The sequence below is a fragment of the Vibrio spartinae genome (genome assembly GCF_024347135.1).
In the GTDB taxonomy this organism is placed as follows: domain Bacteria; phylum Pseudomonadota; class Gammaproteobacteria; order Enterobacterales; family Vibrionaceae; genus Vibrio; species Vibrio spartinae.
This window is the reverse complement of the sequence record NZ_AP024907.1, coordinates 840,665-863,566: the sequence shown is the minus strand read 5'-3', so window position 1 is coordinate 863,566 and position 22,902 is coordinate 840,665. Positions and strand designations below refer to the sequence as shown.

The following is a 22,902-nucleotide window of genomic DNA, read 5'->3' as shown; positions in this document are numbered from 1 at the left end:
AAAGATTAAGTAAAAGAAGATAAATTTTTATTGAATATGCGTGAAGATAACCCTAATACATTGCAAATTCGTCACTTAATAGAACCATGATTTATGTCATGTTCAAATTTTTTAGCAACCTTTTCTTTTCGTCAGTACTGACACGCTGATATACCCGCGCAACAAGCAATAGTTTGATCATTAACTGTATACCTATCATCTCAAAGACTAAGCCGATTGTCGTCTTTCTCTGACGACGGCTTCCGAGAGGGAGAATATAGGCATAGTCAAACAACCCAACCATATCTCGTATGAGCCATTTTAAAAAACGGCATCTATTTACGTAGGCTTAGCACACAAATATTTATATTCTACTCATGGAATAATAAACTCAACAAATCGACAGGATATTTCATATTTTATGCTAATACTTTATTTACGGGTGGTTAATAACACTCAATTTACTGATTTAAAACTCAGTATCTACCAAAATAAAACACTAGGACCCAGTAACTATGAAAATAAATTTCATTAAATACTTAGCATCAACAGCAATAATTGCAGGAATAGGCGTTACCGTTCATGCTGAGGAAGTTCCTCGCAGCCAACAAGCCATCTTATCGTTGTCACCACTTACCAGTCAGATCAATCCAATACCCGCTGAAGTGACAGGCACCTCTCTGGTGAAGTCTGGTAAAGTAGAATTAGCACCGGCTCCCCCACTATCTTCCATGTGGGTATATGCTGTTGGATCAAGTGATTGTGGGTGGGAGTCTACCGCTGGCCTTACAGTAACAACATGCAATCACGGTGGCTCGGCTCTGCGTGCTGCTGTGTTGGAAATCGGCTACGGTTCAAGCAGTATTGCCTGGATGAATGGTGGTATCTTGCCTCGTTCAGCTCAATATGCAAGCACGTCTGTTTGTGTCACGGGTAATTATTACACATGGCCCTGCACTGCAGGACAAATTGTGGTTGGGTGGCTTGTTGAATATAACCTCGACGGCCACCAAAACGGAACTTTCAAGTACCAGAACACATCCACAAATTCACCATGGAATACCATGTCAGTGCGGATCAGGATATTATAAGATACTGATTTGGTTTAGTTGTAGGCTTGGGGAACCAGCCTTTACCATTATCTAGACTAGGGTATCAACACCGATGGTTTGACCTTGATACCCCTTCATGATTGACAGAGCCGATTCCAATATCTTCAAGGTCGCTTCATCGTTATACAACAGCGTACTTTTGATGTGCTCGAAGTACTGCGTGTTAACGGAGCTTTACGTCCGTCCATCATGAGTAAGCAGCTCGGAATTTCCCGGACTCAACTGTCAAAAGCACTACGCGTGCTCAAAGATTTGCAGTTGGTAGAACAGACGTCGGACGACAACGATGGCCGTGTTCAGGCGACGCGGTTAAGTGCTCAGGGCACTGCTTTCATGGAACGAGCCGCCAAGCAGCGACACGGGACAGCCCAGTTAGTCGCATCAGTGATGACCGCCGGAAAACAGGCGATCTTCGCTGAACTCTGTCATAAAGCCATCAGGGGATTGCAAACGGAGATCGGTGAGCATGACTGATCGGCCGATACGCATTGTTCGAGCCAGAACCCACAACCTGAAAAATGTGACCCTCGATATCCCAAAACATCAAGTCGTCGCTTTTACCGGTGTTTCCGGCTCGGGTAAGTCGTCACTTTTGTTCGATACAATCGCAGCAGAATCCCAACGTCAACTGGCTGAAACCTATTCAACCTTCGTTCGTAACCGACTGCCTCATTTTGGTCAGCCTGATGCCGATCGTCTCGAAAATTTACCGGCATCCATTGTGATTGACCAACGTAGACTGGGTGGCAATGCTCGCTCTACCGTCGGAACAGTGACCGAGATCTATGCGCTACTGCGTCTGCCTGAGCTGACTTTTCTTGGACGGACCGACTTTGTTGTGCTCTCTCGTACTCCTTCTTGTTCATCCGCCAGCCATTGCCAAAAATGACTCAACGAAAGCAAAACACCGCGACACTGGAGCACGATTATGCAAATCACACAAATTCGTAATACAACACAAATTATCGATGTTGACGCCGTTCTACTGACCCATACTCATCCGGATCACTGGGACGAAACAGCCCCTGAGCACCGACCCGGCCGTGTCAGGTATTGTGCAGTCACGGCAAAAGCAGCATCACAATAAACAGTAAATTAGCTATTTATAACCAGCCCTACTCCCACTCGCCTATCAACGACAAGGAAATTCATTTATAACCGCTAGGTAAAAAGGCGACCTTTCGCAATACCATCATCTGTACCCTGCTGAGCTTTTTCAGGCATGATCGAATTTGGAAAAGAGTAACTGCTTTTCTAGGCATACGCCCTAAACAAGATAAGGCTCTAATATCTCTTCCAACCACTGTTTAAAACACCGAACTCGTTTTGAAAGATTACGCCGATGGGCAACGACTAAAGAAGCTGTAAGTGGCTCGGGGCGCAGGTTTGGTAAGACCTCCACTAGCCTCCCATTTTCTATGTGTACATTAAGAGCCGGTTGTCCTGCCTGAATAAGCCCAACCCCAGCCAATCCGCATTCATGATAAGCTTGAACATTGTTTACCTGTACCGCGCCCGGCAAGGCAAGCGACTTATAACCGTCTTTGTCAGGATATTCCCAACCATCTTGTTCACCACCAAGAATTGGGCTGTAATGAACCATTTTATGCCTCTGGGTGGTGAGGTCATTTAGTGTGTGTGGTGTGCCATGACTGCGTAAATAGTCGGGACTGGCAGCATTAATCATCCGCAGTCGCCCCAACGGTATTGCCACTAGAGTCTCATCAACGATAGGGCCATAACGAATCGCGCAGTCAAAGCCTTCACGTGCCAGATCGACCCGCCGATCAGTACTGGAAAGCTCCAGTTCAAGTTCCGGATGAGTAGAAAGTAATTGAGGGAGCGCAGGGATTACGACACTTCGTGCCATTTCGGTTGACATATCGACTCTTAGCTTGCCTGCCAAAGCCGATTCTTTGGTAACAAACATCATTTCCAATTCTTGCGCCTCAGCCAAAAGATCTGCCGCGCGCTTATAAAATGCTTGCCCATCCTCTGTCAATTGAACGTTACGCGTGGTGCGGTGAAATAATGCAACCCCCAATTCTTTTTCTAAATCGCGAACTGATACGGAGGCCCGCCCTTTGGGGATACCCAGCGCTTCAGCTGCGCGGGTAAAACTGGCCATTTCTGCCACTCGGCAAAAAATAGTTAAGATATTGAGACTTTTCATTGTTACCAAAATCTATAACAGTTAGTTATTTTTATAATACTTTATTCGCATTAATTAAACCAATAACCTAGCCTCATCTGTCGTCTATAAATAATTTCCACCGAAGCACATAGTAGTGAAAGAACACAATTCTAGCGTGAGGAGAGAGTATGAAGTACAACCAACTTGGCCAAACCGGCCTTTATGTTTCAGAGCTTTGTCTTGGCACCATGACCTTAGGTGGCAATAGTGATGCAGGTAAGTGGTCAAATATAGGTGCCGTAAAGCAAAAAGAAGCTAATCAGTTAATAGAGCGCGCTTTAGAAGCCGGAATTAACTTTATTGATACCGCTGACATATATTCTCACGGTCAGTCAGAGCGTATCGTTGGGCAAGCACTGAAAGAACTCAGTGTCCCCCGCGATGAAGTTATTCTTGCTACGAAAACCGGTGGGCCGATGGGGCCTAAACCCAATCAGAAAGGCGCGTCACGCGGCCATATTATGGACTCGGTTCAACGAAGTTTGGAACGTTTGCAGTTAGATTATATCGACCTATATCAAATTCACGCCAGTGATCCCATCACGCCAGTTGAAGAAACACTGCGGGCATTAGATGATCTAACGCGTCAAGGCTTGGTGCGCTATGTCGGCGTTTCAAACTGGAACGCAGGCCGTATCGGTAAAGCACTAGGCCTAAGCCAAGCGCTTCATACCAACCGAATTCAGACCCTGCAGGCTTATTACTCTATTGCCGGACGCGACCTTGAACGAGAATTGTTGCCTCTGGTCAGTGAAGAGAAATTGGGCTTGCTGGTTTGGTCACCACTCGCTGGCGGTTTATTGTCTGGAAAATTTGGGCCTGGTGCACCAACGGAAGAAGGCGCGAGGCGCAACAACTTCGATTTTCCTCCAGTGGAATTAGACCGAGCTTGGCAATGTGTTAGAGAGATGCGAGCCATTGCACAGGCTAAAGGGGTTTCTGTTAGTCGTATTGCCTTGGCTTGGCTATTAAGCCGTCCGGCGGTAACTAGCGTCATTATCGGTGTGAAACGTATGGAGCAACTCGAAGACAATCTGGGAGCTTGTGACGTTGTGTTAAGTGCCGACGAGTTAGAGCGTCTTGACAACGTCAGTTCGCTACCGCCTTACTACCCCGATTGGATGATTACCCTGCAAAATGAGTACCGTCAACCGCCATCATCAGAGATCCAAGTTTGATCAAGAGGATATTAACTCATGTCTCTTTTTACAGTGATGGGTTCTACCCATATTTTACGGACACATCTATAAAGAGGCATACTATGCCTAAAAGGAGTGTCTATGACCAAGCGAAGAAAATATTCTGCAGAATTCAAACGCGAAGCCGTTGCGCTGACTCAGCAACCGGGTGTGAGTTGTCGTCAGATAGCATTAGATATCGGCATCAATCCTAACTTATTAAACCGTTGGAAACGAGAGGCGGAGCAGTCACAAGATAAAGCATTTCAAGGCAGTGGCTCTCCTCGTGATGAAGAAATGGCGAGGCTAAAACGCGAATTAGCGAAAGTGAAAAAGGAACGAGATTTTTTGCGAGAAGCGGCAACGTTCTTCGCCAAAGAGTTACCGTAAGGTATCTTGCGATATCGCGTTGCCGCGATGTGTTTTCTATTCGCCTCATGTGCCGTTGTTTGCGCGTCTCTCCTAGTGGTTATTACGCTTGGGTGGAACGTCAGCCAAGTGCGCGTGCTCTTGCTAACGCAACGTTATTAAAACGAATGCGCGAGATCCATGATGATAGCGGTGGTATTATCGGCGCACCACGTATGCACGAAGATCTGCAAGCCGAAGGGTTGCAAGCGAGCTTAAATCGTGTCGCCAGGCTGATGTCAGCGAATGGACTTTATGGCAGGCCGCGTAAAAAAGGTCGAGGGGCAAAGCGACAGTCCGCACGTCCTGACGGTTTAAAGAATCATCTTGAGCGGGACTTTCATGCTTTGGAGCCGGAAACCAAATGGGTCACAGACATTACAGAAATTGGGACACTTGAAGGGAAGCTTTATCTGTGTGTGGTGCTTGACCTGTTTAACAAGCTCATCGTTGGCTGGTCGATGCATCATCGACAAGACCGTCATATGGTGATTCGAGCCGTCGAAATGGCGGTTTGGCAGCGACAGGAAAGACATCATGTTATCTTACATTCAGATCGTGGCACACAATTTACCAGCGGAGATTATCAGCGCTTTCTCAAGCAAAAGAACCTAACCAGCAGCATGAGTGCTGTAGGCCATTGTGCAGATAACGCGGCTTGTGAAGGGTTCTTCGGTGTGATGAAACGGGAACGAATCAATTATCGACAATACCGGACAAGAAATGAAGCCAGAGCAGATATTTTTGATTATATCGAACGGTTCCATAATCCAAGAATGCGACGTAGACTGGCGAATCAAGACAGCAAGTTTACGTCTTTACTAAACCGTCCGTGAAAACGGGGTAGAACCCGATAAACACTGAAAATAGTTAGGAGAAATAACATGCCTAAAGGGTACCTTATCGCACATCTTACCGTCATTAATGCCGATTTATATGCAGAATACGGCAAAGCAGCTGAAGAAGCAGTAAAACCATTCAACCCCAAGATTGTGGCTTGGACTGGGCAATATGAAAATCTGGAAGGGGAGGCTCACCAACAGCATATGATTTTTGAATTCTCCTCTTTTACCGAGGCTAAACGCTTTTATGACAGTGACAGCTATCAAGCCGCGAAGAAGTTACGCGCCAAGGCGGCTACCGGCACGTTTGTTCTTATTGAAGGGTTCGAATAAGGCCGTCAAAGCATTTGCGATATAACTTTTTATCTATTGATTTAAAAGTAGACGCTGCTAAAACTGCGGCATACTCGCTAGCCAACAACACAGACTCAGACTTACCGATAATGTTGGATTAAAAATGCCAGTCAGTACGACTGACTGGCATTTCGTTATTTATAAAACGAATAACTCAATATTATTCAGCTTATTCCCACTCAAATATTAACGAGCAGAAAATACATATAAATAACAGCCAGTTAGAAGGGATACCTTTCTCAATACCATCATCGATACCATGCTCAGAATTTTTTTGATTTTTTGCGTCTCGTCGGCGTTTTAGTTCGGCTTTGGCCCAAGCGGAGGATTCTTGCATATCACGACGAAGCTCTTGTTTCTCTCCAGTAGTAAGTATTCGCGGTCCTGATGTAACTCTATCCACCTTGTATCTCCAACTTGTCGCTGTACATTTTAGATAGCGTATCAAAACATGAGTTATCAGCAAGAAACCTTAAGCGTATTTTTAGATTATTTTTCATACACATCTTGAAAACCATTAGCATTGACCAAATAGTGTACAGCGAGGAATGACCTCATCATAAATAAGGATAAAATTATGGGTTTGAAACCAGGACCAAAACCAATAGCCAAGTCGACCGGCAAGCCAGATCAACGTCGACGTGATAACAAAAAAACGCCAGGCAACACTCCAGGCCTAAAACCGAGCAAATCCTCGACCAAGTAACGCTACCTCAATATCGAGTCAGAGTAAGCGGTACTGACTCTTGTTACCAAAACCTAAAACACATTTTTACCCTAAGTGAGTTACAGTACAGGTAACCAACAGGCTATTTGGCCTATTTTTTTATTCATGAAAGTCACTAGCTGATTACTTTCAGCAAGGTCTTGGTACCAATGCACACTTTATCAGAGTGTTAGCCCTTTCAGTAACACTCTGATAAAGTGCTTATTGATCAATATCTTTACTAAATATGGCTGAGGTAATGGATTTATTAAATGTGCATACGCGTTTTACCAGACAAATGCGCACGCGCACTAATAAAATGTTATGAAAATTTGAAGACTTAAGAGGTTTACGGTGCTTCCGAAAAGAAGAAAAGGGTTATCTCGACTATCTGTGTTCTATAGAAAAACAAAATTTAAGCAGATTCGTAATAAGTTTTACTCCAAGGCACAGTGCTTTAAAGCAGACTTCTCAAGTACTTATTTTACTAACGTAAACTTTAAGGGTGCGATATTAACCAGTTGTAGCTTCAAAAATGCATCCTTTTCTCAAGTTGAGTTCCTCGGAACAAATCTAAAAAAGTCAAACTTCAAAGGTGCGAGTTTCAAGTATTGTGTGTTTTCAGGTACGTTGATGAAAAAGACTAATTTTTCAAATTGTCGCTTCGAAAAGTGTACTTTTGTAAATACCAACTTAGAAGATGCCAAAAATATAGTTCTTGACAGCTCCAATATCGTTCTAACTCACCACCCGTCACCTGTTTTAGATGATGAGTTACAAACTTTAGTCAATGCCCTAAGGTTTAACCCCAAGCTACAAAATAGTAGGGTTCTGCATTTAAAGGGGGGAAAAATTAATGGACTAACAATGCATAGTCTCATTGATCGTCTAGGGATCATCAGGCTAAAAGTAGGTTTGAAAAAATTAGATGGAGATCTGCCTTATCGAGTAGTTACAGCAAATGGCCTATGTAACGCTATTGACAGAGCTTCCCGCTCCGTTTAATTTATTACTTGTCCCGCCCCATTCAATCGAAAGATTGAAAAGTTAAGGAGATTAACGGGGACTCGATTCAATAACTGGCATTCGAGAGGGGGTGACTATGGTAGGAAATCTTTGCACGATACTCGGCTTTATGAGCTTAATCATTGTTAACTGTTTAGATCTTTTTGTTGTGGGTGTTCACTTTCGATTGTTTGGGGTTTCTTACTCCAAAGAGTTTTCCAGTTTTTTAGCCTTCTCAATAATTCTTTTTACAAATCCATCAAGTCGATCACAGACTCGCTGGGACATCAAAACTACACAGCAATTTAATTTTGCTACTTCGCAAATTTTATACTAATCACTACTATGTTTGCTTCCTCTTGTGCGGGTACTAATCCATAGAAGTTTCAATCTTAAACCTGCAAATTAGAACTAATGATCTAATAAGGTTATGCCCCATTGTTTGCTAATGTAAACCTCCCACCTAATTAGTTACATATAAGGGAAGGTTTACATTCATACCATGATTAAATTTTTAGGATTATGAATTAGTCACCAGCAAGGGCCCTCTCACACTCAAGAACAACATACTCGGGAACATTATCAAATTTATGCGGATTCAATTGCATGACATATTCGTTCTCGATATGGAAGGTTTCATTAACAAACTTTTGTAATACACCATCTTCCTTACCTTTAGGAATATGCATTGCTTTGTAAACTCTGAAGAGTTGAAGCTTGTCGTACCCTATAGTTGAATCAAAAAACCTTCTCTCCATCTCTTCTTTATCGGTAAGGATTTTAAGCAGTTCACCATAATCAAATCCTGGAATAAATTCTTCTATTCTGGCCTGAGCCTTCTCTACTTCTTCAGGCAACATATCTACATCGCCCGCATCAGTCTTCCTAATTGGGGTCGCTCGACCATGCAGAAGGTTTGCAAGATAATTATACTCCTCACCAAGGTCATTAAGAATCTCAAAATGGCGCCTAAGATATATGCATTTAATGACCTCATCCGACAAATCACGAACGTTCGTTTCGCATATTTGTGCAAATGTCTGTATATCACATTCGTTGATCTCAGCTTCAGAAACAACTCCCGCTATAGAGGATAAAAAACAAGCAGTTGGCTTGGAGTGTTGGAACAACCTTTTTACACTTCGTATAACATCAATAGCAGGCTCAATGTCGTGTGTGAGCATTAAAACTGTAGAATCACGTAAACTCGCCTTCCCTCTAAAAAGCTCATTCAAAATTGCAAACTTTTTCGTCTTATCAAAGCTAGAGACAGGGTCATCTAAAATTGCAAGATCAGGCTTTTCACTAAGAACCTGGTGCATAAAAAGAACAAGAGCAAAAGCATTCTTTTCACCATAGCTTAGGTGCTGGGAAGCAGTTTCTATGTGTTCATCGAAATCCTGATGGACCAGCTTCATCTTGTAAGAATCAGCTTCAGCCTGGATTGTCACACTATATTTATAGCCAGCAGAACTTAGGAAATCATTAATACTGCTTTGGTTATCTATGATAGATTTCTCAATCAGCCGCTTATGTTTGTTGATTTTTCCCTTCAGCTCACCAACTCTTTCTATTAGCTCCTGAAGTTTGGTATTAATTGGTTCTACAACTGATGTAGTTTCAGGTGAGTTAAGCTTTTCCAACAAACTCAGATCGACCTTCAGTTTTTCAACCTCATCCTCTATTTTTTCCACATCTCTTAACGAGAAAAAAGAAATTGAGCGTAAACCTTCTAGCTTTGATAGCAGTGTTTCAACATCCCCACGCAAAGAAGCCAAGAAATTTATTTCTTCAGGGGACAGTTCAATCTTGGACTTGGTAACGGATTCTAGCTTTTCTCGACATGTCTGTTCGAAGTATTTACCAAGCCTATCAATGATTGTCCTTAGGTTGTTTAGATGCTCTACAGCTTTAGAGTCATATTCTTTGGATACCTGCTTTGCAGTGTCTTTTTTTCCAGGCTCTTGAATACTTGAAGCACAGTAAGGGCAATTATCTGACAATTCTAAAAAGGCATTGCCTTTTGCCTGCCATGATATCCAACTAGCAGGTTGCTCACATTTGAGGAAATCTTCGAATGGCTTTAATTCATCTGGAATATTTTCAATTTTATTGCCAGAGCCAAAAGCCTTATATCCTTTACTAGATTTTGAGAGTTCCCCCTTTTTAGTCACCCCAAAAGCATCACGCAGTTCTTTCAAGTCGGAGATAGCACTTTCGAGCTCTTCGTTATTGTCAAATGCGGACTTTATTCCAGAGAAAAGTTCTTCAATTTCCTGCATGGCGCCCAAAAAAGCATCGTTTTTAATAAAAATATCAAAACTATTTTTAAGAACCTCGTCTCTCTGAAAAACAAACTGGGAAACATAAGTATCATCAAAAACCAAAACAGAACCTATATCTTCAACGCCTTGCACTGATGGTTCGTGTTCTCCAGGAACACCTCGATACTTAAAAGGCTTTAAACCTTGCAACGAACCATCATTAGCTACCGAGGAGATAATTGAACGTGCAATCGTGCTTTTTCCTAGTCCATTTGGGCCATACTTAATATTCAACACACCTTCAGTTATTTTTATTTCAGCGCTCTCTATGCTGTTGCAGTTTTCTATTTTTATAGTCCGCACAATAAAACCCCTTCCCTGATTCAATCCATATAAAATTTACTGATTGGGTAGTTATAGTATATTCTTGAAATTTTTCCTCGGCTGATGTTGCATTCCAGCGTAACCTAAGAGTAAACCATGCATAGATATGAAAGGGCAAAGGAAGAACTGGCCGACGACATAAAAATAGATAGATCATAGTCCTATCATCGATTCAATAGCCCCCTAAACGGCCAAGGCCTGGGAGTTGATTCAAATCAACTCCCAGGCCTTATCACAATTTACTATCCCGTATTCTTGTAACCCTAACCAACCTCACGCAGGTAACCTGCAGCATTCATACCTACTCGCTTTGCTTGCGACTCGATATGTTCATTTTCCTCACTAAGCAGTAAATCTTAATAGCTGTACTGCTCTTCCTCGTTGTAAGTTATGCGCTTAGTCTTATCATCCACGTCGTTTGCCTTAGTTCATAGTCACTTGTCGAATAGTGACCAGCGCCTGCTCGAAGTCCTCCGGCGTCGCTCGGCCAGTTTCAGCTTGGTAGTAGAGTATCGTAAACATATTGGCGACCGCTTCTGCGACAGGCGAAATCTGCTGTGCGGTTTCCTGATCGATGAATTCCAGGGAGGCCAGCTTGATTGCTGCCTGATGAATTGCGTGCTGAATTTCGATATTATGTGTGATTGTCATGTGTCACCTCTCTGACAGGTGGTATGTGAAAATGCGGGCCGGTGCACCATCACCGGCCCGTGTGCTTTCTAACTACTTGCGTCGACCAAACGGCCAGCGTCTCATTTTGTCGATTTGATCAACCGATCTCGTCATATCCTTGTAGGCACGCCCGGCCAACCTGTTTTGGAAAACCTCCATTTTGTCGGCAATAGCTTTCATCTTCGGACCGTGTCCGGTGTTGTGCAGCCACTGCCCCAAAAAGTAGAAGGCCAGCATCACAATGAACATCACTGCAAAGAAACCAAATACCTCCGCAAGGTTTTGAGGTGGAAAGCTAAACTCCATAATCAGTAATCCTTATCTAGTTAGGTCGTGCGGCCTTTTTTAACAAAACTGGCAACCTCTTCGTTGCGCTCCTGCTGGCGTTCCTGAGCGTATGAAACGTAGTATTCAATGTCGAAGGTGTGCTTTTCCGGATCGCGCTCTTGCCATTCTGCGTGTGCTTGGCGGGCTTCTTCTTGATCCTCACTGGATAGGCCATCAAAGCCGCCAGTTTGATTCATCCAGCCAGTGCCGCCACCGCCTAAGCTATCGTTGTCAAATGCAGGGGAAGCCTCATCAGTCCCCCTCCTTATCGTCATCATCCGCGTTATCTTTCATATTGTTTCGGATCGAACTAGCTAGACGACCTCCGGTAGTGCCGCTGATTCTATCCCCGGCCATATCACCCATTCCCTTTATCAAATTCGCACTGGTATCCGCAGCAATACGCCCCGCTTTTACAGCGCTACCTTTAAAGCCGCCAGAGGATTCGCCACCGCTAGAAGATTGACCGGAAGCTTGGGAGAAGGAGCCAGCCTCGTCAGAATCACCACCGCTATTAAATGCACCGCCCAGGCTCGACATAACGTCCGTATTATTCGCTACGTTCTCACCCGCTTTTGCAAATGCAGCCTGAATAGCAGACGCACCGCCGGTGGTAGCCATTGCGGCACCGGCAGCCATACCACCAGTAGCAACAGCCGCTCCGGCCATGGCCCCGGCACTGATACTGCCAGCACCTGCTGCTGCACCGCCTCCAGGAACCAGGCTGGCGATCACATTGGGAACAGAGTGAATGAGCATCACGAGAACCAGTGAAACGACAAAGATCACCAGCAGTTCACGCATGGGGGCATCATTGGATAGATCGGCATAGAAACCGTCCATGATCGACATGGCAATGCCAATAAGCAACGTCATTGTCATCAACTTCAAAGCAACACCCAATACGCTTCTGAAGTAGTTGATTGCTATATCTGAAGTCCAACGCGAACCACCAAACCCCAGCACGAAAACACCGGCATAGACTAATATCCAAGCCGTCACCAAGGCCAACAACACATTGGCCGCCACTACCGCCATACACGCCAAAATTGCCAGCGTGATTAAGAAGATAGACAAGTTATCTATCGGACTTGTGATGCTGTAGGACTCACCAGCTTTCACAATAATGTCGAACGCAATACTAATAGGCTCTGACGGGGTTAGATCTCTCGAAAGGCCACCGGCTTGAGCACCGATCATTCTCAATGAGTCGATAATTGACGTGGCAAACTCTGGGCCGTTTCTGAGTAGCCATAGAAAGAAACCAAACGTCAAAATGAAGCGCACGAACTCGGCAAAAAACTCTCTTATATCCGCTTGCTTAAGGATTAAGGTCCCTCCAGTCCAAACAAGGGATATCGTACCCAGCGTCCAGAATAGCCAGGCGGCATAGTTTGTAATTACCGTACCCCAAGTAGCACTTGCCGTCATGAAACGCACGGCCACTTCATCTAGGACACCATTAGGCTCAATGGCCGCTGATGCTGTTTGCGAAGTCAGTAAAATGCTCAGAGTCATCATAAGTCGAATGAATATCTTGCTCATGATTAGAACCCCTTGTTCTTGGAGCGAACCGTGGGTTCGCCCATATTCCAAAGACAGTTCCCTTTTTCCTTCTGCTCTTTCGTCAGGTTCGGGTTGTTACAGTTGATCGTTGCAGGCTTTGGCCCGTCATCTTCACCGCATCCTACCAGGACAAAAGAGGCCAACGCACTAACGATAAAAACTCGGGGGATATTCTTCATGATTAAAACCCCTTGTTTTCCGAACGGTTGGTTGGCTCGCCCATATCAAACAACCTTTCACGGGACGCTTGATATTGAGCTTCGCGATCAGCATTCGAGTGCCAACGGCATTCTGCTGAGCAATCAACAGGCTTCGGATTTGCAGGAGCTGGTTGGCCTGGTTGCTAGCAAGCTGATTAGCGTAACCAATCGCAGCCAGTTGGCCGTCCGCGCTCTGAGCACCAGATTGCAGGCGATTGAGCTGGCGGGCATCGGCTTCCAGGTTATCTTGCTGCTGCTCCAGACTCTTAAACAGTGCGTCGTTGGCCTTCTTCTGCGATTCGGACGCCAAGCGTCGGTTCTCGGTCATTGCGGCGCGTTCGGCATCGCTGCATCCCACCGCCGAGAAACAAGGCGAACTGCGGTAATAAGCCACGTCCTGAAATTTTCCTAGGTACGCATCGAGGCTACCGATCTGGTTTTGATAATAGGCGAGCGTGTTGGTCGCCTGGTTCAAATCGTTGATGGTGCGCTGTGCCTGATCCCAAATATAAGAAGCCGGGGCCATCGAGTTTTGCAGCATATTTTCGTACTGCTGCAACTGGGTTTGATACTGCTGAATTTGTTTAGCAGTCTGTGTAACAGCTTCCATTGCCGACATGATGTTCTGAACTAGATTCGTACCATCAGCAACCGGAATCCCCGCATATACAGGATTAGAAAGGTTTAACGCCAAGGAGATGGCAAGCACGGGAATTTTAGCCGCTAAAATTTTTCGTTTTAGCATGGTTAATTACTCTTAGTTGTTATGACTAAAAGTTGCATTCACCAACCTGTAGAAACTTGATCTCTACTCCTGCCGTTACCAGCGGTGAATGTGGGCCTGTACAGAGCTAGCTCGCCACTTACTATCTCGGCGCCCGACCAGCGCGACACCGTTAAACGCGCGGTCAAATAGGGTTAAACATCGGTGTCATTACCAACCGAAGCGGTTAGGGCTTCCGTCGATTCCTTTGCCATCACATCAACGTGATCGGCTCTTATGTTGTCGTTTCGCTTTTTTAGCTGCCTGCTCAGCTTGCAGCTTGGCTTTACGCTGCTCTAATGCTGGCATGACCACCGCTTTTTCAGTTACAGGGGCTGACTGAATAGCTAAAACCTCTAACTGAGATAGATTCTGCAACCGGCCACGGCGTGAAGGTGGCACTTTGCCAATCGGTAACACACCAGGCTTATCTGACCGTTTGGCCTTTTTGCTCTGGGCTATTAATGCCTGACGGCGACGCTCTAGCCCTGGGTCGGCAAACTTTATAGACAGGTTGCCATCTACTGCCGCCTTGATCACTCGCGCCTTGAACTCAGGCGAGCCATTCACGGTAATACGATCACCGTAACGCTCCATTGCTACCTTTAGCGCAGCTAAAACACTGGTTTGGTTGGAAGCCGTCGACACTTGTAGACGCTCACCATCATCACGCACAGCACTGTTACCTGCTCGATAAATAATGATGCCTTTTTTCGTAATCGTATCGACCGTTGCTTTGGGCTCGGTCTGAACTGCATCCCCTTTTAGCGTGTTGCCTTTAAGCTTTTGTGCCGCTTCTCGGCTACGTAGCGCTTTGAGGGCTTCGCTATCTCCCTGCAATGCTTGGCTTTTTAACCAATCCGCCCAGGCTTGGCGTTTATTGCTTTGATATATCGTTTGCCGTTGCTCTTGGTAACGTTTGTGGATGCGTTCAAGATCGCTTTTCAATGCATCACTGGCCTGTTTGTACAAAAGCTTCTTAGTAAGCTTATTGCTGCCAGTTAACTTAATCGCCGCACGACGGCCTCGCCCTTTTCTCTTGGCGTTTTCAACCTGTCGATCTTTATCACGGCGGGCCTGTTCAAGGGCTTGCGACTTACTCGCTGCGGCACGTTTCTGCTCAGCTTGATAACGGGCATATAGCTCGGTGGTATTCACCTTCAAGCGAACCGGTCGATGTGTGTATTGGCGGCTCGGCTTAACTGAATCCGTCTCAGCTACTTCAAAGGGACCAAGGCGCGCTTCGAGTTTGGGTTTAGAAAACTCACGCCCCAAGGTGCTCGCTTTGATGATCGCTTCACCATCGGCAACGATCACTAGCCCATTTCCTCTGGTTCTTAACTGCAAACCATTGTCCTGCATGACCCGATGCAACGCCTGCCAGCTATTGGCTGATTTGATCTCGTTCATACATTCGCGCTTCACCCAACCCACTAAGCTTTCAATACCCGAATGCCGCTCCATATCCATCGCCCGTGATTCGGCCCCTCGCTTGCGCGGTATATGATTATCCGGCTGCAAACCAAAGTCCTGCTCGATGGCCTCGCACATTTCCGCTAGCTTCTTATGCGGGTAATACGGTTCATGGATTGTGTTGCGTGTAGGATGAATCTTATTGATGGCGATATGGATATGTTGATTGTCCGTATCGTTGTGTACCGCACTGACACGCTGATGCTCCCCATAGCCCACCCCCTGACAAATGCGCTCTTCTATCGCAGCCAAGGTATTCGCTTCTAACCACTCACCACTCGGGAAGCTCACTATCAGGTGATAGGTTTTATCACTCTTCGCTCGGGTGTTCTTAAACTGAGTCGCCAACACCTCACTGATCGCATCGCGCACGGTTTCCGCTTCACAGTTATTTAAACGAACACTACCAAGTCGATGTGCTTTACTCTGGTGATCGGTGATGTAATTCACCAGGCCAGCAAAGTCAGATTTGCCCTGTGAACGCATCGGTACATGCTTGGCGATCATTGGTCCGCCCTCGGCCGAAGAATAGACTCCATAAGCGTGCTCATTTGATCTTGCGTCGCTTCAATACGATTAAGCACCGCTAAGATTGTATTGACTCCCACATTCGCTACCTTGGTATCATTACTAAGCCATAACTTAAGCAAACCACCCAAACGCCCTAAGTCACCATTCACTCTTACCAGTTCGCGTACCTGTTCAACATCGGTAACACCTTGAATGCGATAACCTTGGCCGACTTCACGTAGATAAGTAGAAATACTAAGACCGGCTTGCGCGGACAGCGATTCAATCAACGCACGCTCCTCTGGCAGACAGTAAACCTTAATCGGTGGGCTGTTCTTTCTAGTGCTCTTGTTCGTGTTGTTCGCCATGCTTTGTCTCCTCTCTCTGGCCCCGCAGGGCAGGATTAACGTTGAGCTCCGAAGGTGCGAATAAGTCCAAAGTGAAGAGGCTTCGCCATGCTTGCATGGTGTGCCTACTTCACACATCCTGCCCGCATTTCAACTTTGGTTTTATCACGGAAAGTTATGCATGCCCGTGTGCATTTCTCTGCATTTAACTGTTTATTCCTGTGTAAACTATGTTTACTCAATAAGTCCGACACTTATAGCGGTATGACAGCGCACTTATAGCGACTGAATAGCGCTAAAATAACGGTCTTACAGCGATTTATGTGTGTTGGCTTTACTCAATATCACGACACCGAAAAACACAGCTTTCCTAACACTTTCAGCTCTAGGCTAAATTCAAAGCCTTCGTGTTTAACTGCCCCTCAAGTGTCAATGAATGTTTAGACGCCAAGAAAAAAAGAATAAAAAACATTTTATTTTCATGAAGTTAAAAATACATAACTTCCCAAAAAATGATTTCATTGACAGTTTTAAGCAATTTATTTTTATAAATCTTATCCACAATATTTGTTTGCTTAACTACAGGTTAATTTTTATATAGGTATACCTACAGGAAAGTACTATAGGGAGTTCTACAACCACCTGTTATTAAAAAACTTTTTGGCACTTCGCGGGACAGAACATGCGCACTCCGGGACAAAACATGCGTAAGCCGGGACAGAACATGCGCAAAATACCCCCTTTAAAGCGGGACAGAACATGCGTGGATAACTTTCTAAATACCCAAGCTTAATAACATCAAGAATGGGGCTTACATACTGTTTCATTCCACCCACTCTATCGCTTTGTCCGTCGAGGTACTTGTGGAGCACTTGGTTTCAAAAGCAATCCTTTTTCGGTTGAAGTAGCATCTAGCTCTGGCCATGCATATTGAACTTTTTTAAGCCCATCGAGAAACCGTTTTCTGAAATCTCGATGCCCCTGAGCAGTATTAGGATAATTGGCACCTATTTGGTCCATTAGCCCTTCCCAAGGAATGACTGTTGAACGTTTTAAATAGCTGACTCGATATGTTGCCCAGCAATATATATCGAGAGCCATAGGAGAGCGCTTAATCAACCGCAAAACCCTCATATCTAGAGGAACTGGTTTATCGGTTATCAGTTGAAAAAACTTTGGCGACAGTTCTACCCAAGAGCCCCATAATGAATTTTGATCTGGGTGCTTTGTGCTCCACCATATATGTGAAACATCCGCTACTCTGGCACCAATCTCATCCTCAGAAATATATTCATCACCTTCATTATGTTCCGTAAACATAACGCTAATGGTGGTTTTAAAAAGTTTGCTCATCTGCTCACGCAAACGAGGAATAGAACCATCTTTCCCCCCAGTTCCCGATAACCCTAGTTCGGCCATAAAACTTCTCTGAGAATTTCCTAATTCAAGCCTGCGTGCCTCTGTCTCATCGATATAACCTTTATCCAATCTGGACTTATTTCTTACTGCTTGAGTGGTCATCCAAACCAGAAGCAAACGTGCATAGCAACCGTAAGGCAAACCTACCGATGAGGGGGCCATCATGTGCATTGTGAAATTACCATTCTTGCGACTCCACTCACTCGATTTGGGTTTGCTATGCGGTATGGTTGCTTGAATCAAAAGCCGTGCAATAAAACCGAGTTCATTAGCCTCCTGAGCACTGCACTCCTGGATTGCTATGATGTTGTCTATATATTTCGTGCTTAGCTCTAGTTTATCGCTGGCACCCGAGGCACTTTTTTGCCGAGTGGTTCCCCTAGCCTGAACATCCGTTACATCTTTAAGCGTCATGTGAACTCAGACTTACCAAATAAAACCGGGTCTTGCGGCTTTTAACGCAGACCTGCGCTTTTCTTCTATCCAGTTCTCAACCTCAGCTAGGTCCCAAGCAACACTTCGGCTGGTCAGAACAATACGACGAGGAAACTCACCACGCTGTTCCAGGTTATAGATGGTTCGATCAGACAAAGGGATCATGCTGAGTAAGGTCTTGCGATTTATCAGCGTTTTGTTTGTCATTGATGGATTCATAACCCTCTCCTTTTCAACATTCTTGAGTTGATAATGCCAGGAGTTGCCTGTAGATTAGGCTAATCATTGGACAAAAAAGTTGGACATGAAAATATTTGAAACTGAGATGGATGCGTTAGAACGACTAGGTCAGTTTTATATCCCTGTATGGGAGAATTCTGACAACTCTGTGGCAAATGCCATTCGCATTTTTAGAGAGAAATGGCATTCATACTCGGAAGAGTCTAAAAGCCACAACATCATAAACTTGATTAAACAGGTGATTGATCCCGTGGTATCGGAATACTTAAGTAGCCTTCCAAACCAGTATTTGTCCTTTTGCCCTATCTCAAGAGAAAAGTGTAACTATAGTGACCTCATCAAGTTGAGAGGTTTTCGTTATACGGCCGACCAAATTCACTTTTATTTACGCGACTTTGTTGATAAGAGCTCCCACACAGAGCAAGACATACTATTCATATCGACTCAAGATATGCTCAAATCATTGCTTATGATTTGTGAAGGAAAAAAAACCAACAGATCAAAGCTAGCGCCTGATATCAGTTTAAAAGCGGATAAAAAAACACGACTATGCGCCCTGTGTGGAAACCCAACAGAGTTTTCACAGTTCATGCACACATGGACAAAACACGGATATATTGAGAGAGAAAACAATGATCGTGACAATGATGAAAAAGCAGGAAAGAAAAAGCGACCGGATCTGAGTACGAATTACTGTCTAACCCATCGCCCCAAGCTTCATGATGGTTCTTGGAATTCTCTATATAAGCAAGCCAAACGCTCTTCAGAACAATTTGAGCAAGAAGTCTTGAGACTACGACGCCAAATCGCACATCCAGACCGTCATAACGCTAAGTCCGGAGATAAATTAATTGATGAGTACTTTTACCACTACATGCTGGACTCTTCACTGAATCCAACTAATGTACCCGAGCTGCGCAACTTAGCACGCAAGATGGTAGATTATCGACTAACCGACAATAAAAAACGCATGTTGGTTCTTCGTAAACAAAACCGTTCTAATGAAAAAATTGGTATATTGCTGGGTGAAATCACAGGTAAGCCTTTGTCAAACCAGGCAGTGTCTAAGGCCTTGGGAACGATTCGAGAAGAATTTCAGCTACCAACGTCCAAAACTAATGAGAAAATTTAGCCGCTAAAATTTCATTCAGGACTATTGATCAATTAAGGGTTGACAAATAGTCCACCCCCATTTATTCTATCCATAGTGCAGATGAAATCATCTGTAACGCTCTTTCAAAAATTACCTTAATTGTGAGCCTGACATATGGCCTAACAGCCGTTCATTTGTAGTAATTCAAAATGAACTATCTTTCCAGCCCACATAAGGATTCTTATCGGCACGCGGTCGTGATGAGCCAAATCTCAAATCGAACGTCGATGGTCCTTATCGCTTAGTTGAATAACTTTGATGAAGGCAGGGGGAGAACCAGAGATACACTTCTCTGGGGGTATTGGTTGGTTTGTCTACTGTATTTCTATTCGGCCACGATGTGCAAATTGGCAGGGGGTACATCCTGTATCCGATTAGTGCAACTTAGATAAGGTAATATTATATGAATTTGAAAGAATCGATCGAGCGTCTTAAAGAGGCTCGTGAAAAATGCGTTAATACAGTAGATAAAAGCACACTTGAGAAAATCGATAATTCTATCGAAGAGCTTGAGAATATGAGTAAAGTGGCAAGTAGGGCCAACAAAATGAAGTGGTTGTCAGTGGTTGTTCAGGTATTGAGCTTGATAAAATTGGCGGCTGGTTTCATTGACTTGGAGTAACAAAAGCTCACTAGATCTGTGCAACCAGCCAAATAAATCCTCCAATATTTAAGAGATATAATTATGTTAGCGATCGGTAAAACTATTAAAGAATTCAGGCAACTACGTGGACTATCTTTAAATCAGGTGGCTGAAGAAGCTAATATGGATAAATCTTATCTATCCAAAATAGAAAATGAAAAGCGAGATCCTTCTTTATCATCATTATCTCGAATCAGTAAAGCACTTAATGTTCCTTTAAATATACTTATTTTGATGTGTGAAGAGCCCTCTGATAGTCCTTTCTCCGAATTTACAGAAAGTCTAAAATCAATAGCGAGAGAAATCGTAAAAAGTGAATCTACAGCCTAAATACACACAGAAACCAATTGGTAGTATCGAAGCTTTAGCTAATTTATTGAATTTATCGTTACAAGATCTTGAGAAGCTCATAGTATCATCAAACGATGACTATATCGTAGCTAATAAAATTGAGAAAGATGATGGCAGTCTAAGAGTTACATACAAAGCAAAACCAAAACTTCGTGCCGTTTTAGATTCCATAAAATCAAGAATTTTTGATAAGGTTGAGCATCCTGACTATATAACAGCAGGACAAATAGGAAAAAGTTATATCGACAATGCAAAAGTTCATATTAATTCACGCATGTTAATGTCTGAGGATATAAGAAATTTTTTCCCGTCAATTAGTATCAAAGAAGTCAACCGTATTTTTCAACACTTTTTCTGCTTTCCTCCTAAAGTATCAAATGCACTTAGCGAGCTAAGTACAAAAGAAGGCTATTTAGTTCAAGGCAGTCCCTTAAGTGGTGAAATAGCCAATCTAGTATTCTACCGAGATGAGCCAGAACTTGTTAAATATTGCCAAGTTCAGGGACTAAGATATACACGTTACTACGATGATATTCATATTAGCTCTGATGAGAAAGAATTCAATGAGTTAATTCCTCATCTAAAATCAGAAATCTATCGAATATTCGGAAAATCTGGGGTAAAACCTCATAGATCTAAGAAAAAAAGCCATTTTAGTTCGTGTTCATCTCGGCTTTCTGTACACGATGTCACTGTTAACTCAAAAAAGACTAATCCTTCCCATAAGAGAATATCTCAAGTGAGGAAGTTACTATTCACATATGAACATATGGTAGATAATAACTTTAATATAGAAGACATTATAAAAAAATACCGTTCAATTCTCGGGCACATAAACACTCTTCAGCAACAAGGTTACTCAAAAGCAGGAAAATTAAAAGAACAATTATCCTTGATAACTTGTAGAATAAGCGAGTCTGAGGCAAAAAAATACGCTAGAAAATATCGGAAAGTTAAGTCAAAGAAAGAGCTAACCCAATTTAGTTCAAAAGTATATATTCTAAAAAGAATTAGTGGCAGAGTAGCTATGGTTATAAACTCAGAAAAAAAATCTGCAAATGATAAAATTAAGAAAAAGCTATCTCGTAATAGAAATATATAATCAACATTAACTAGCGTAATTGAGCTTTAACGAGTCCACTCATCAATCATGTCAGCCCAATCCTGCAACATGGCCGCGCGCTGTTCTCGGTACTCGGCTTTGTTATAAACTGCCCTCACCCCTTTCTGTTCGTGCGCAAGGCATTTTTCTATCCAATCCGTGTTGTATCCAGCTTCATGCAATAAGGTACTCGCTGTTCGACGCAGGTCATGCGGCCCAAACTTACTTAGTGACTGACCGTCCTTTTGAGCGGCCTTGTATGTCAAATCCATAACTCGGTTCATCGTCGCACTACTCATGGGAGCATCAGAGTCATAACGGGAAGGAAGAATGTAATCAGACCCACCGGCAAATGTCTTCAAGGCAATAAGAATGTCCATCGCCTGGCGTGACAAAAACACCAAGTGAGGTTTTCGTCGTTTCATTCTTTCTTTCGGAATCGTCCACAGCGCTTCGCTAAAGTTAATTTCACTCCAAGTTGCATTGGTTAATTCGCTTTTACGTACCATAGTCAGCAATAGCAATTTTACCGCAGCACGAATCGAAGGTGTGGTTCCAACTTTTTCCATATAACGATACATCAAACCGATTTCAGCCGGTGTTAACGTTCGGTCTCTTGGCTCAAATCGAGCGATACTTGCGGGCCTCACCAAGTCTGCCGGGTTCTCAACTTTCTGGCCCCGTTCAATTGCCCACCGATACACCTGGAGTACAATGTCACGCGTGTGTACAGCCGTTGCGGGCGCGCCACGCTCTACTATTGCGTCAGTCAGTGCTCGCAGATCTTCATGGGTAATTTCTGTAAGCTTCCAGTTACCAAATTTTTCTTTAAGTTCTCGGGCATAGACTGAACGACGCATATCCCGGGTAGAATCAGCCATCTGATAGCCACGCAGCCATTTTATAGCCCAGGCACCAAATGTTTCAGCATCTTTCGTTCTCGCCTTCGCACGGGCTTTCTCTTTGGCCGGTGACTTTCCATCAATAACCATTCTCTTCGCTTCATTGAGACGCTCGCGCGCTTCTGCTAACGTGATACCCCCTACTCCGTAGCGGCCAAAGGTGATGGTTTCTTGCCTGCCATTGATCGAGTAGTTGTAGCGAAAAGAAATAGATCCCGCTTTGGTGACAGCAACATAGAGGCCATCACGGTCATTGACTTTGTATAGTTTATCTTTGGGTTTGAGATTGCGTAGCTTGGTATCAGTCAGCATGTTTCGACCTATTATTCTTATTTAATACCATGCTGAAACACCTCTAAAAAACTAGAGATTA

Annotated in this window: 24 protein-coding genes and 2 pseudogenes; 12 read left to right on the top strand and 14 right to left on the bottom strand. The window is 43.9% G+C overall.

Annotated features, from left to right (window positions below):
• Window positions 1-494 precede the first annotated feature (494 nt).
• From OCU60_RS04015 to OCU60_RS04000, 4 genes are all read left to right on the top strand, one after another.
• Window positions 495-1,070 (top strand): YolA family protein, encoded by a 576-nt coding sequence (locus tag OCU60_RS04015; protein ID WP_074374284.1) that lies wholly within the window; start codon window positions 495-497, stop codon window positions 1,068-1,070.
• A 165-nt stretch (window positions 1,071-1,235) separates the two neighbouring features.
• On the top strand, window positions 1,236-1,565 hold the full coding sequence (locus tag OCU60_RS04010; RefSeq protein WP_074374285.1) for a MarR family winged helix-turn-helix transcriptional regulator: 330 nt from the start codon (window positions 1,236-1,238) through the stop codon (window positions 1,563-1,565).
• Window positions 1,558-1,980: an ATP-binding cassette domain-containing protein gene (locus OCU60_RS04005; RefSeq protein ID WP_139302143.1), complete on the top strand. Its 423-nt coding sequence runs from the start codon at window positions 1,558-1,560 to the stop codon at window positions 1,978-1,980. Before OCU60_RS04010 ends, OCU60_RS04005 begins: the two co-directional genes overlap by 8 nt.
• 39 nt (window positions 1,981-2,019) lie before the next feature.
• Complete coding sequence (locus tag OCU60_RS04000) at window positions 2,020-2,178, top strand: hypothetical protein (protein WP_159439485.1); 159 nt, start codon at window positions 2,020-2,022, stop codon at window positions 2,176-2,178.
• 180 nt (window positions 2,179-2,358) lie between these two features.
• On the opposite strand, the gene OCU60_RS03995 is transcribed toward OCU60_RS04000, so the two are convergent.
• On the bottom strand, window positions 2,359-3,264 hold the full coding sequence (locus OCU60_RS03995) for a LysR family transcriptional regulator (protein WP_074374286.1): 906 nt from the start codon (window positions 3,262-3,264) through the stop codon (window positions 2,359-2,361).
• A gap of 149 nt (window positions 3,265-3,413) precedes the next feature.
• Between OCU60_RS03995 and OCU60_RS03990 the strand changes: the two genes are divergently transcribed.
• From OCU60_RS03990 to OCU60_RS03980, 3 genes and pseudogenes are all read left to right on the top strand, one after another.
• Window positions 3,414-4,463 (top strand): aldo/keto reductase, encoded by a 1,050-nt coding sequence (locus OCU60_RS03990; protein WP_074374287.1) that lies wholly within the window; start codon window positions 3,414-3,416, stop codon window positions 4,461-4,463.
• 102 nt (window positions 4,464-4,565) lie between these two features.
• Window positions 4,566-5,718, top strand: a pseudogene (locus OCU60_RS03985) (IS3 family transposase).
• A 37-nt stretch (window positions 5,719-5,755) separates the two neighbouring features.
• Complete coding sequence (locus OCU60_RS03980) at window positions 5,756-6,046, top strand: DUF1330 domain-containing protein (RefSeq protein ID WP_074371385.1); 291 nt, start codon at window positions 5,756-5,758, stop codon at window positions 6,044-6,046.
• A gap of 190 nt (window positions 6,047-6,236) precedes the next feature.
• Here the strand turns inward: OCU60_RS03980 and OCU60_RS03975 are convergent, their stop codons facing one another.
• Window positions 6,237-6,470 carry a hypothetical protein gene (locus tag OCU60_RS03975; protein ID WP_235862126.1) on the bottom strand — a complete coding sequence of 78 codons (234 nt, stop codon included), beginning with the start codon at window positions 6,468-6,470 and terminating at the stop codon, window positions 6,237-6,239.
• A gap of 657 nt (window positions 6,471-7,127) precedes the next feature.
• On the opposite strand from OCU60_RS03975, the gene OCU60_RS03970 reads away from it, so the two are divergent.
• A complete protein-coding gene (locus OCU60_RS03970; protein ID WP_074371384.1) occupies window positions 7,128-7,778 on the top strand; it encodes a pentapeptide repeat-containing protein in 651 nt (216 codons plus the stop codon).
• A gap of 527 nt (window positions 7,779-8,305) precedes the next feature.
• Here the strand turns inward: OCU60_RS03970 and OCU60_RS03965 are convergent.
• The 11 genes and pseudogenes from OCU60_RS03965 to OCU60_RS03915 all read right to left on the bottom strand — a co-directional run bounded on the left by OCU60_RS03965 (window position 8,306) and on the right by OCU60_RS03915 (window position 18,357).
• Window positions 8,306-10,405: an AAA family ATPase gene (locus OCU60_RS03965; protein ID WP_205410461.1), complete on the bottom strand. Its 2,100-nt coding sequence runs from the start codon at window positions 10,403-10,405 to the stop codon at window positions 8,306-8,308.
• Window positions 10,406-10,849: 444 nt separating this feature from the next.
• On the bottom strand, window positions 10,850-11,077 hold the full coding sequence (locus OCU60_RS03960; protein ID WP_074371383.1) for a type I toxin-antitoxin system ptaRNA1 family toxin: 228 nt from the start codon (window positions 11,075-11,077) through the stop codon (window positions 10,850-10,852).
• Window positions 11,078-11,149: 72 nt separating this feature from the next.
• Entirely contained in the window at window positions 11,150-11,404 is a 255-nt protein-coding gene (locus OCU60_RS03955; protein WP_026949392.1) for a hypothetical protein, read from the bottom strand.
• A 20-nt stretch (window positions 11,405-11,424) separates the two neighbouring features.
• Window positions 11,425-11,700, bottom strand: coding sequence for a conjugal transfer protein TrbL (locus OCU60_RS03950; RefSeq protein WP_074371389.1), 276 nt, complete (start codon window positions 11,698-11,700; stop codon window positions 11,425-11,427).
• A complete protein-coding gene (gene trbL / locus OCU60_RS03945; protein ID WP_074371382.1) occupies window positions 11,678-12,970 on the bottom strand; it encodes a P-type conjugative transfer protein TrbL in 1,293 nt (430 codons plus the stop codon). Before trbL ends, OCU60_RS03950 begins: the two co-directional genes overlap by 23 nt.
• Before the next feature lie 2 nt (window positions 12,971-12,972).
• On the bottom strand, window positions 12,973-13,170 hold the full coding sequence (locus tag OCU60_RS03940) for a hypothetical protein (protein ID WP_074371381.1): 198 nt from the start codon (window positions 13,168-13,170) through the stop codon (window positions 12,973-12,975).
• A 2-nt stretch (window positions 13,171-13,172) separates the two neighbouring features.
• Window positions 13,173-13,936, bottom strand: a pseudogene (gene trbJ / locus OCU60_RS03935) (P-type conjugative transfer protein TrbJ).
• 237 nt (window positions 13,937-14,173) lie between these two features.
• Window positions 14,174-15,934, bottom strand: a complete 1,761-nt coding sequence (gene traI / locus OCU60_RS03930; RefSeq protein ID WP_074371380.1) for a TraI/MobA(P) family conjugative relaxase — start codon at window positions 15,932-15,934, stop codon at window positions 14,174-14,176.
• On the bottom strand, window positions 15,931-16,305 hold the full coding sequence (traJ, locus tag OCU60_RS03925; RefSeq protein ID WP_074371379.1) for a conjugal transfer transcriptional regulator TraJ: 375 nt from the start codon (window positions 16,303-16,305) through the stop codon (window positions 15,931-15,933). Before traJ ends, traI begins: the two co-directional genes overlap by 4 nt.
• An 816-nt stretch (window positions 16,306-17,121) precedes the next feature.
• Window positions 17,122-18,117 (bottom strand): replication protein RepA, encoded by a 996-nt coding sequence (locus OCU60_RS03920; protein ID WP_074371378.1) that lies wholly within the window; start codon window positions 18,115-18,117, stop codon window positions 17,122-17,124.
• A 12-nt stretch (window positions 18,118-18,129) separates the two neighbouring features.
• Window positions 18,130-18,357: a helix-turn-helix transcriptional regulator gene (locus OCU60_RS03915; protein WP_001069954.1), complete on the bottom strand. Its 228-nt coding sequence runs from the start codon at window positions 18,355-18,357 to the stop codon at window positions 18,130-18,132.
• An 85-nt stretch (window positions 18,358-18,442) separates the two neighbouring features.
• On the opposite strand from OCU60_RS03915, the gene OCU60_RS03910 reads away from it, so the two are divergent.
• From OCU60_RS03910 to OCU60_RS03895, 4 genes are all read left to right on the top strand, one after another.
• The gene (locus tag OCU60_RS03910; RefSeq protein WP_074371377.1) at window positions 18,443-19,510 is read left to right on the top strand and encodes a transcriptional regulator; all 1,068 of its coding nucleotides are present in this window, start codon (window positions 18,443-18,445) and stop codon (window positions 19,508-19,510) included.
• A gap of 424 nt (window positions 19,511-19,934) precedes the next feature.
• A complete protein-coding gene (locus tag OCU60_RS03905; RefSeq protein WP_074371376.1) occupies window positions 19,935-20,153 on the top strand; it encodes a hypothetical protein in 219 nt (72 codons plus the stop codon).
• A gap of 63 nt (window positions 20,154-20,216) precedes the next feature.
• Window positions 20,217-20,504, top strand: a complete 288-nt coding sequence (locus OCU60_RS03900; RefSeq protein WP_057552476.1) for a helix-turn-helix domain-containing protein — start codon at window positions 20,217-20,219, stop codon at window positions 20,502-20,504.
• Window positions 20,488-21,627 carry a reverse transcriptase family protein gene (locus OCU60_RS03895; RefSeq protein WP_074371375.1) on the top strand — a complete coding sequence of 380 codons (1,140 nt, stop codon included), beginning with the start codon at window positions 20,488-20,490 and terminating at the stop codon, window positions 21,625-21,627. Before OCU60_RS03900 ends, OCU60_RS03895 begins: the two co-directional genes overlap by 17 nt.
• Window positions 21,628-21,653: 26 nt before the next feature.
• On the opposite strand, the gene OCU60_RS03890 is transcribed toward OCU60_RS03895, so the two are convergent.
• Entirely contained in the window at window positions 21,654-22,841 is a 1,188-nt protein-coding gene (locus tag OCU60_RS03890) for a tyrosine-type recombinase/integrase (RefSeq protein WP_074371374.1), read from the bottom strand.
• Window positions 22,842-22,902 lie beyond the last annotated feature (61 nt).

Bases quoted from the DNA above. Each gene is read 5' to 3' on its own strand.
- OCU60_RS03950 (WP_074371389.1), bottom strand. From the start codon at position 11,700: ATGACGATAAGGAGGGGGACTGATGAGGCTTCCCCTGCATTTGACAAC.
- OCU60_RS03900 (WP_057552476.1), top strand. From the start codon at position 20,217: ATGTTAGCGATCGGTAAAACTATTAAAGAATTCAGGCAACTACGTGGA.
- OCU60_RS03960 (WP_074371383.1), bottom strand. From the start codon at position 11,077: ATGACAATCACACATAATATCGAAATTCAGCACGCAATTCATCAGGCA.
- OCU60_RS03905 (WP_074371376.1), top strand. From the start codon at position 19,935: ATGAATTTGAAAGAATCGATCGAGCGTCTTAAAGAGGCTCGTGAAAAA.
- traI (WP_074371380.1), bottom strand. From the start codon at position 15,934: ATGATCGCCAAGCATGTACCGATGCGTTCACAGGGCAAATCTGACTTT.
- OCU60_RS03940 (WP_074371381.1), bottom strand. From the start codon at position 13,170: ATGAAGAATATCCCCCGAGTTTTTATCGTTAGTGCGTTGGCCTCTTTT.
- OCU60_RS04000 (WP_159439485.1), top strand. From the start codon at position 2,020: ATGCAAATCACACAAATTCGTAATACAACACAAATTATCGATGTTGAC.
- OCU60_RS03995 (WP_074374286.1), bottom strand. From the start codon at position 3,264: ATGAAAAGTCTCAATATCTTAACTATTTTTTGCCGAGTGGCAGAAATG.
- OCU60_RS04005 (WP_139302143.1), top strand. From the start codon at position 1,558: ATGACTGATCGGCCGATACGCATTGTTCGAGCCAGAACCCACAACCTG.
- OCU60_RS03980 (WP_074371385.1), top strand. From the start codon at position 5,756: ATGCCTAAAGGGTACCTTATCGCACATCTTACCGTCATTAATGCCGAT.
- OCU60_RS03990 (WP_074374287.1), top strand. From the start codon at position 3,414: ATGAAGTACAACCAACTTGGCCAAACCGGCCTTTATGTTTCAGAGCTT.
- OCU60_RS03955 (WP_026949392.1), bottom strand. From the start codon at position 11,404: ATGGAGTTTAGCTTTCCACCTCAAAACCTTGCGGAGGTATTTGGTTTC.
- OCU60_RS03910 (WP_074371377.1), top strand. From the start codon at position 18,443: ATGAAAATATTTGAAACTGAGATGGATGCGTTAGAACGACTAGGTCAG.
- traJ (WP_074371379.1), bottom strand. From the start codon at position 16,305: ATGGCGAACAACACGAACAAGAGCACTAGAAAGAACAGCCCACCGATT.
- OCU60_RS03915 (WP_001069954.1), bottom strand. From the start codon at position 18,357: ATGAATCCATCAATGACAAACAAAACGCTGATAAATCGCAAGACCTTA.
- OCU60_RS03920 (WP_074371378.1), bottom strand. From the start codon at position 18,117: ATGACGCTTAAAGATGTAACGGATGTTCAGGCTAGGGGAACCACTCGG.
- OCU60_RS03890 (WP_074371374.1), bottom strand. From the start codon at position 22,841: ATGCTGACTGATACCAAGCTACGCAATCTCAAACCCAAAGATAAACTA.
- OCU60_RS04015 (WP_074374284.1), top strand. From the start codon at position 495: ATGAAAATAAATTTCATTAAATACTTAGCATCAACAGCAATAATTGCA.
- trbL (WP_074371382.1), bottom strand. From the start codon at position 12,970: ATGAGCAAGATATTCATTCGACTTATGATGACTCTGAGCATTTTACTG.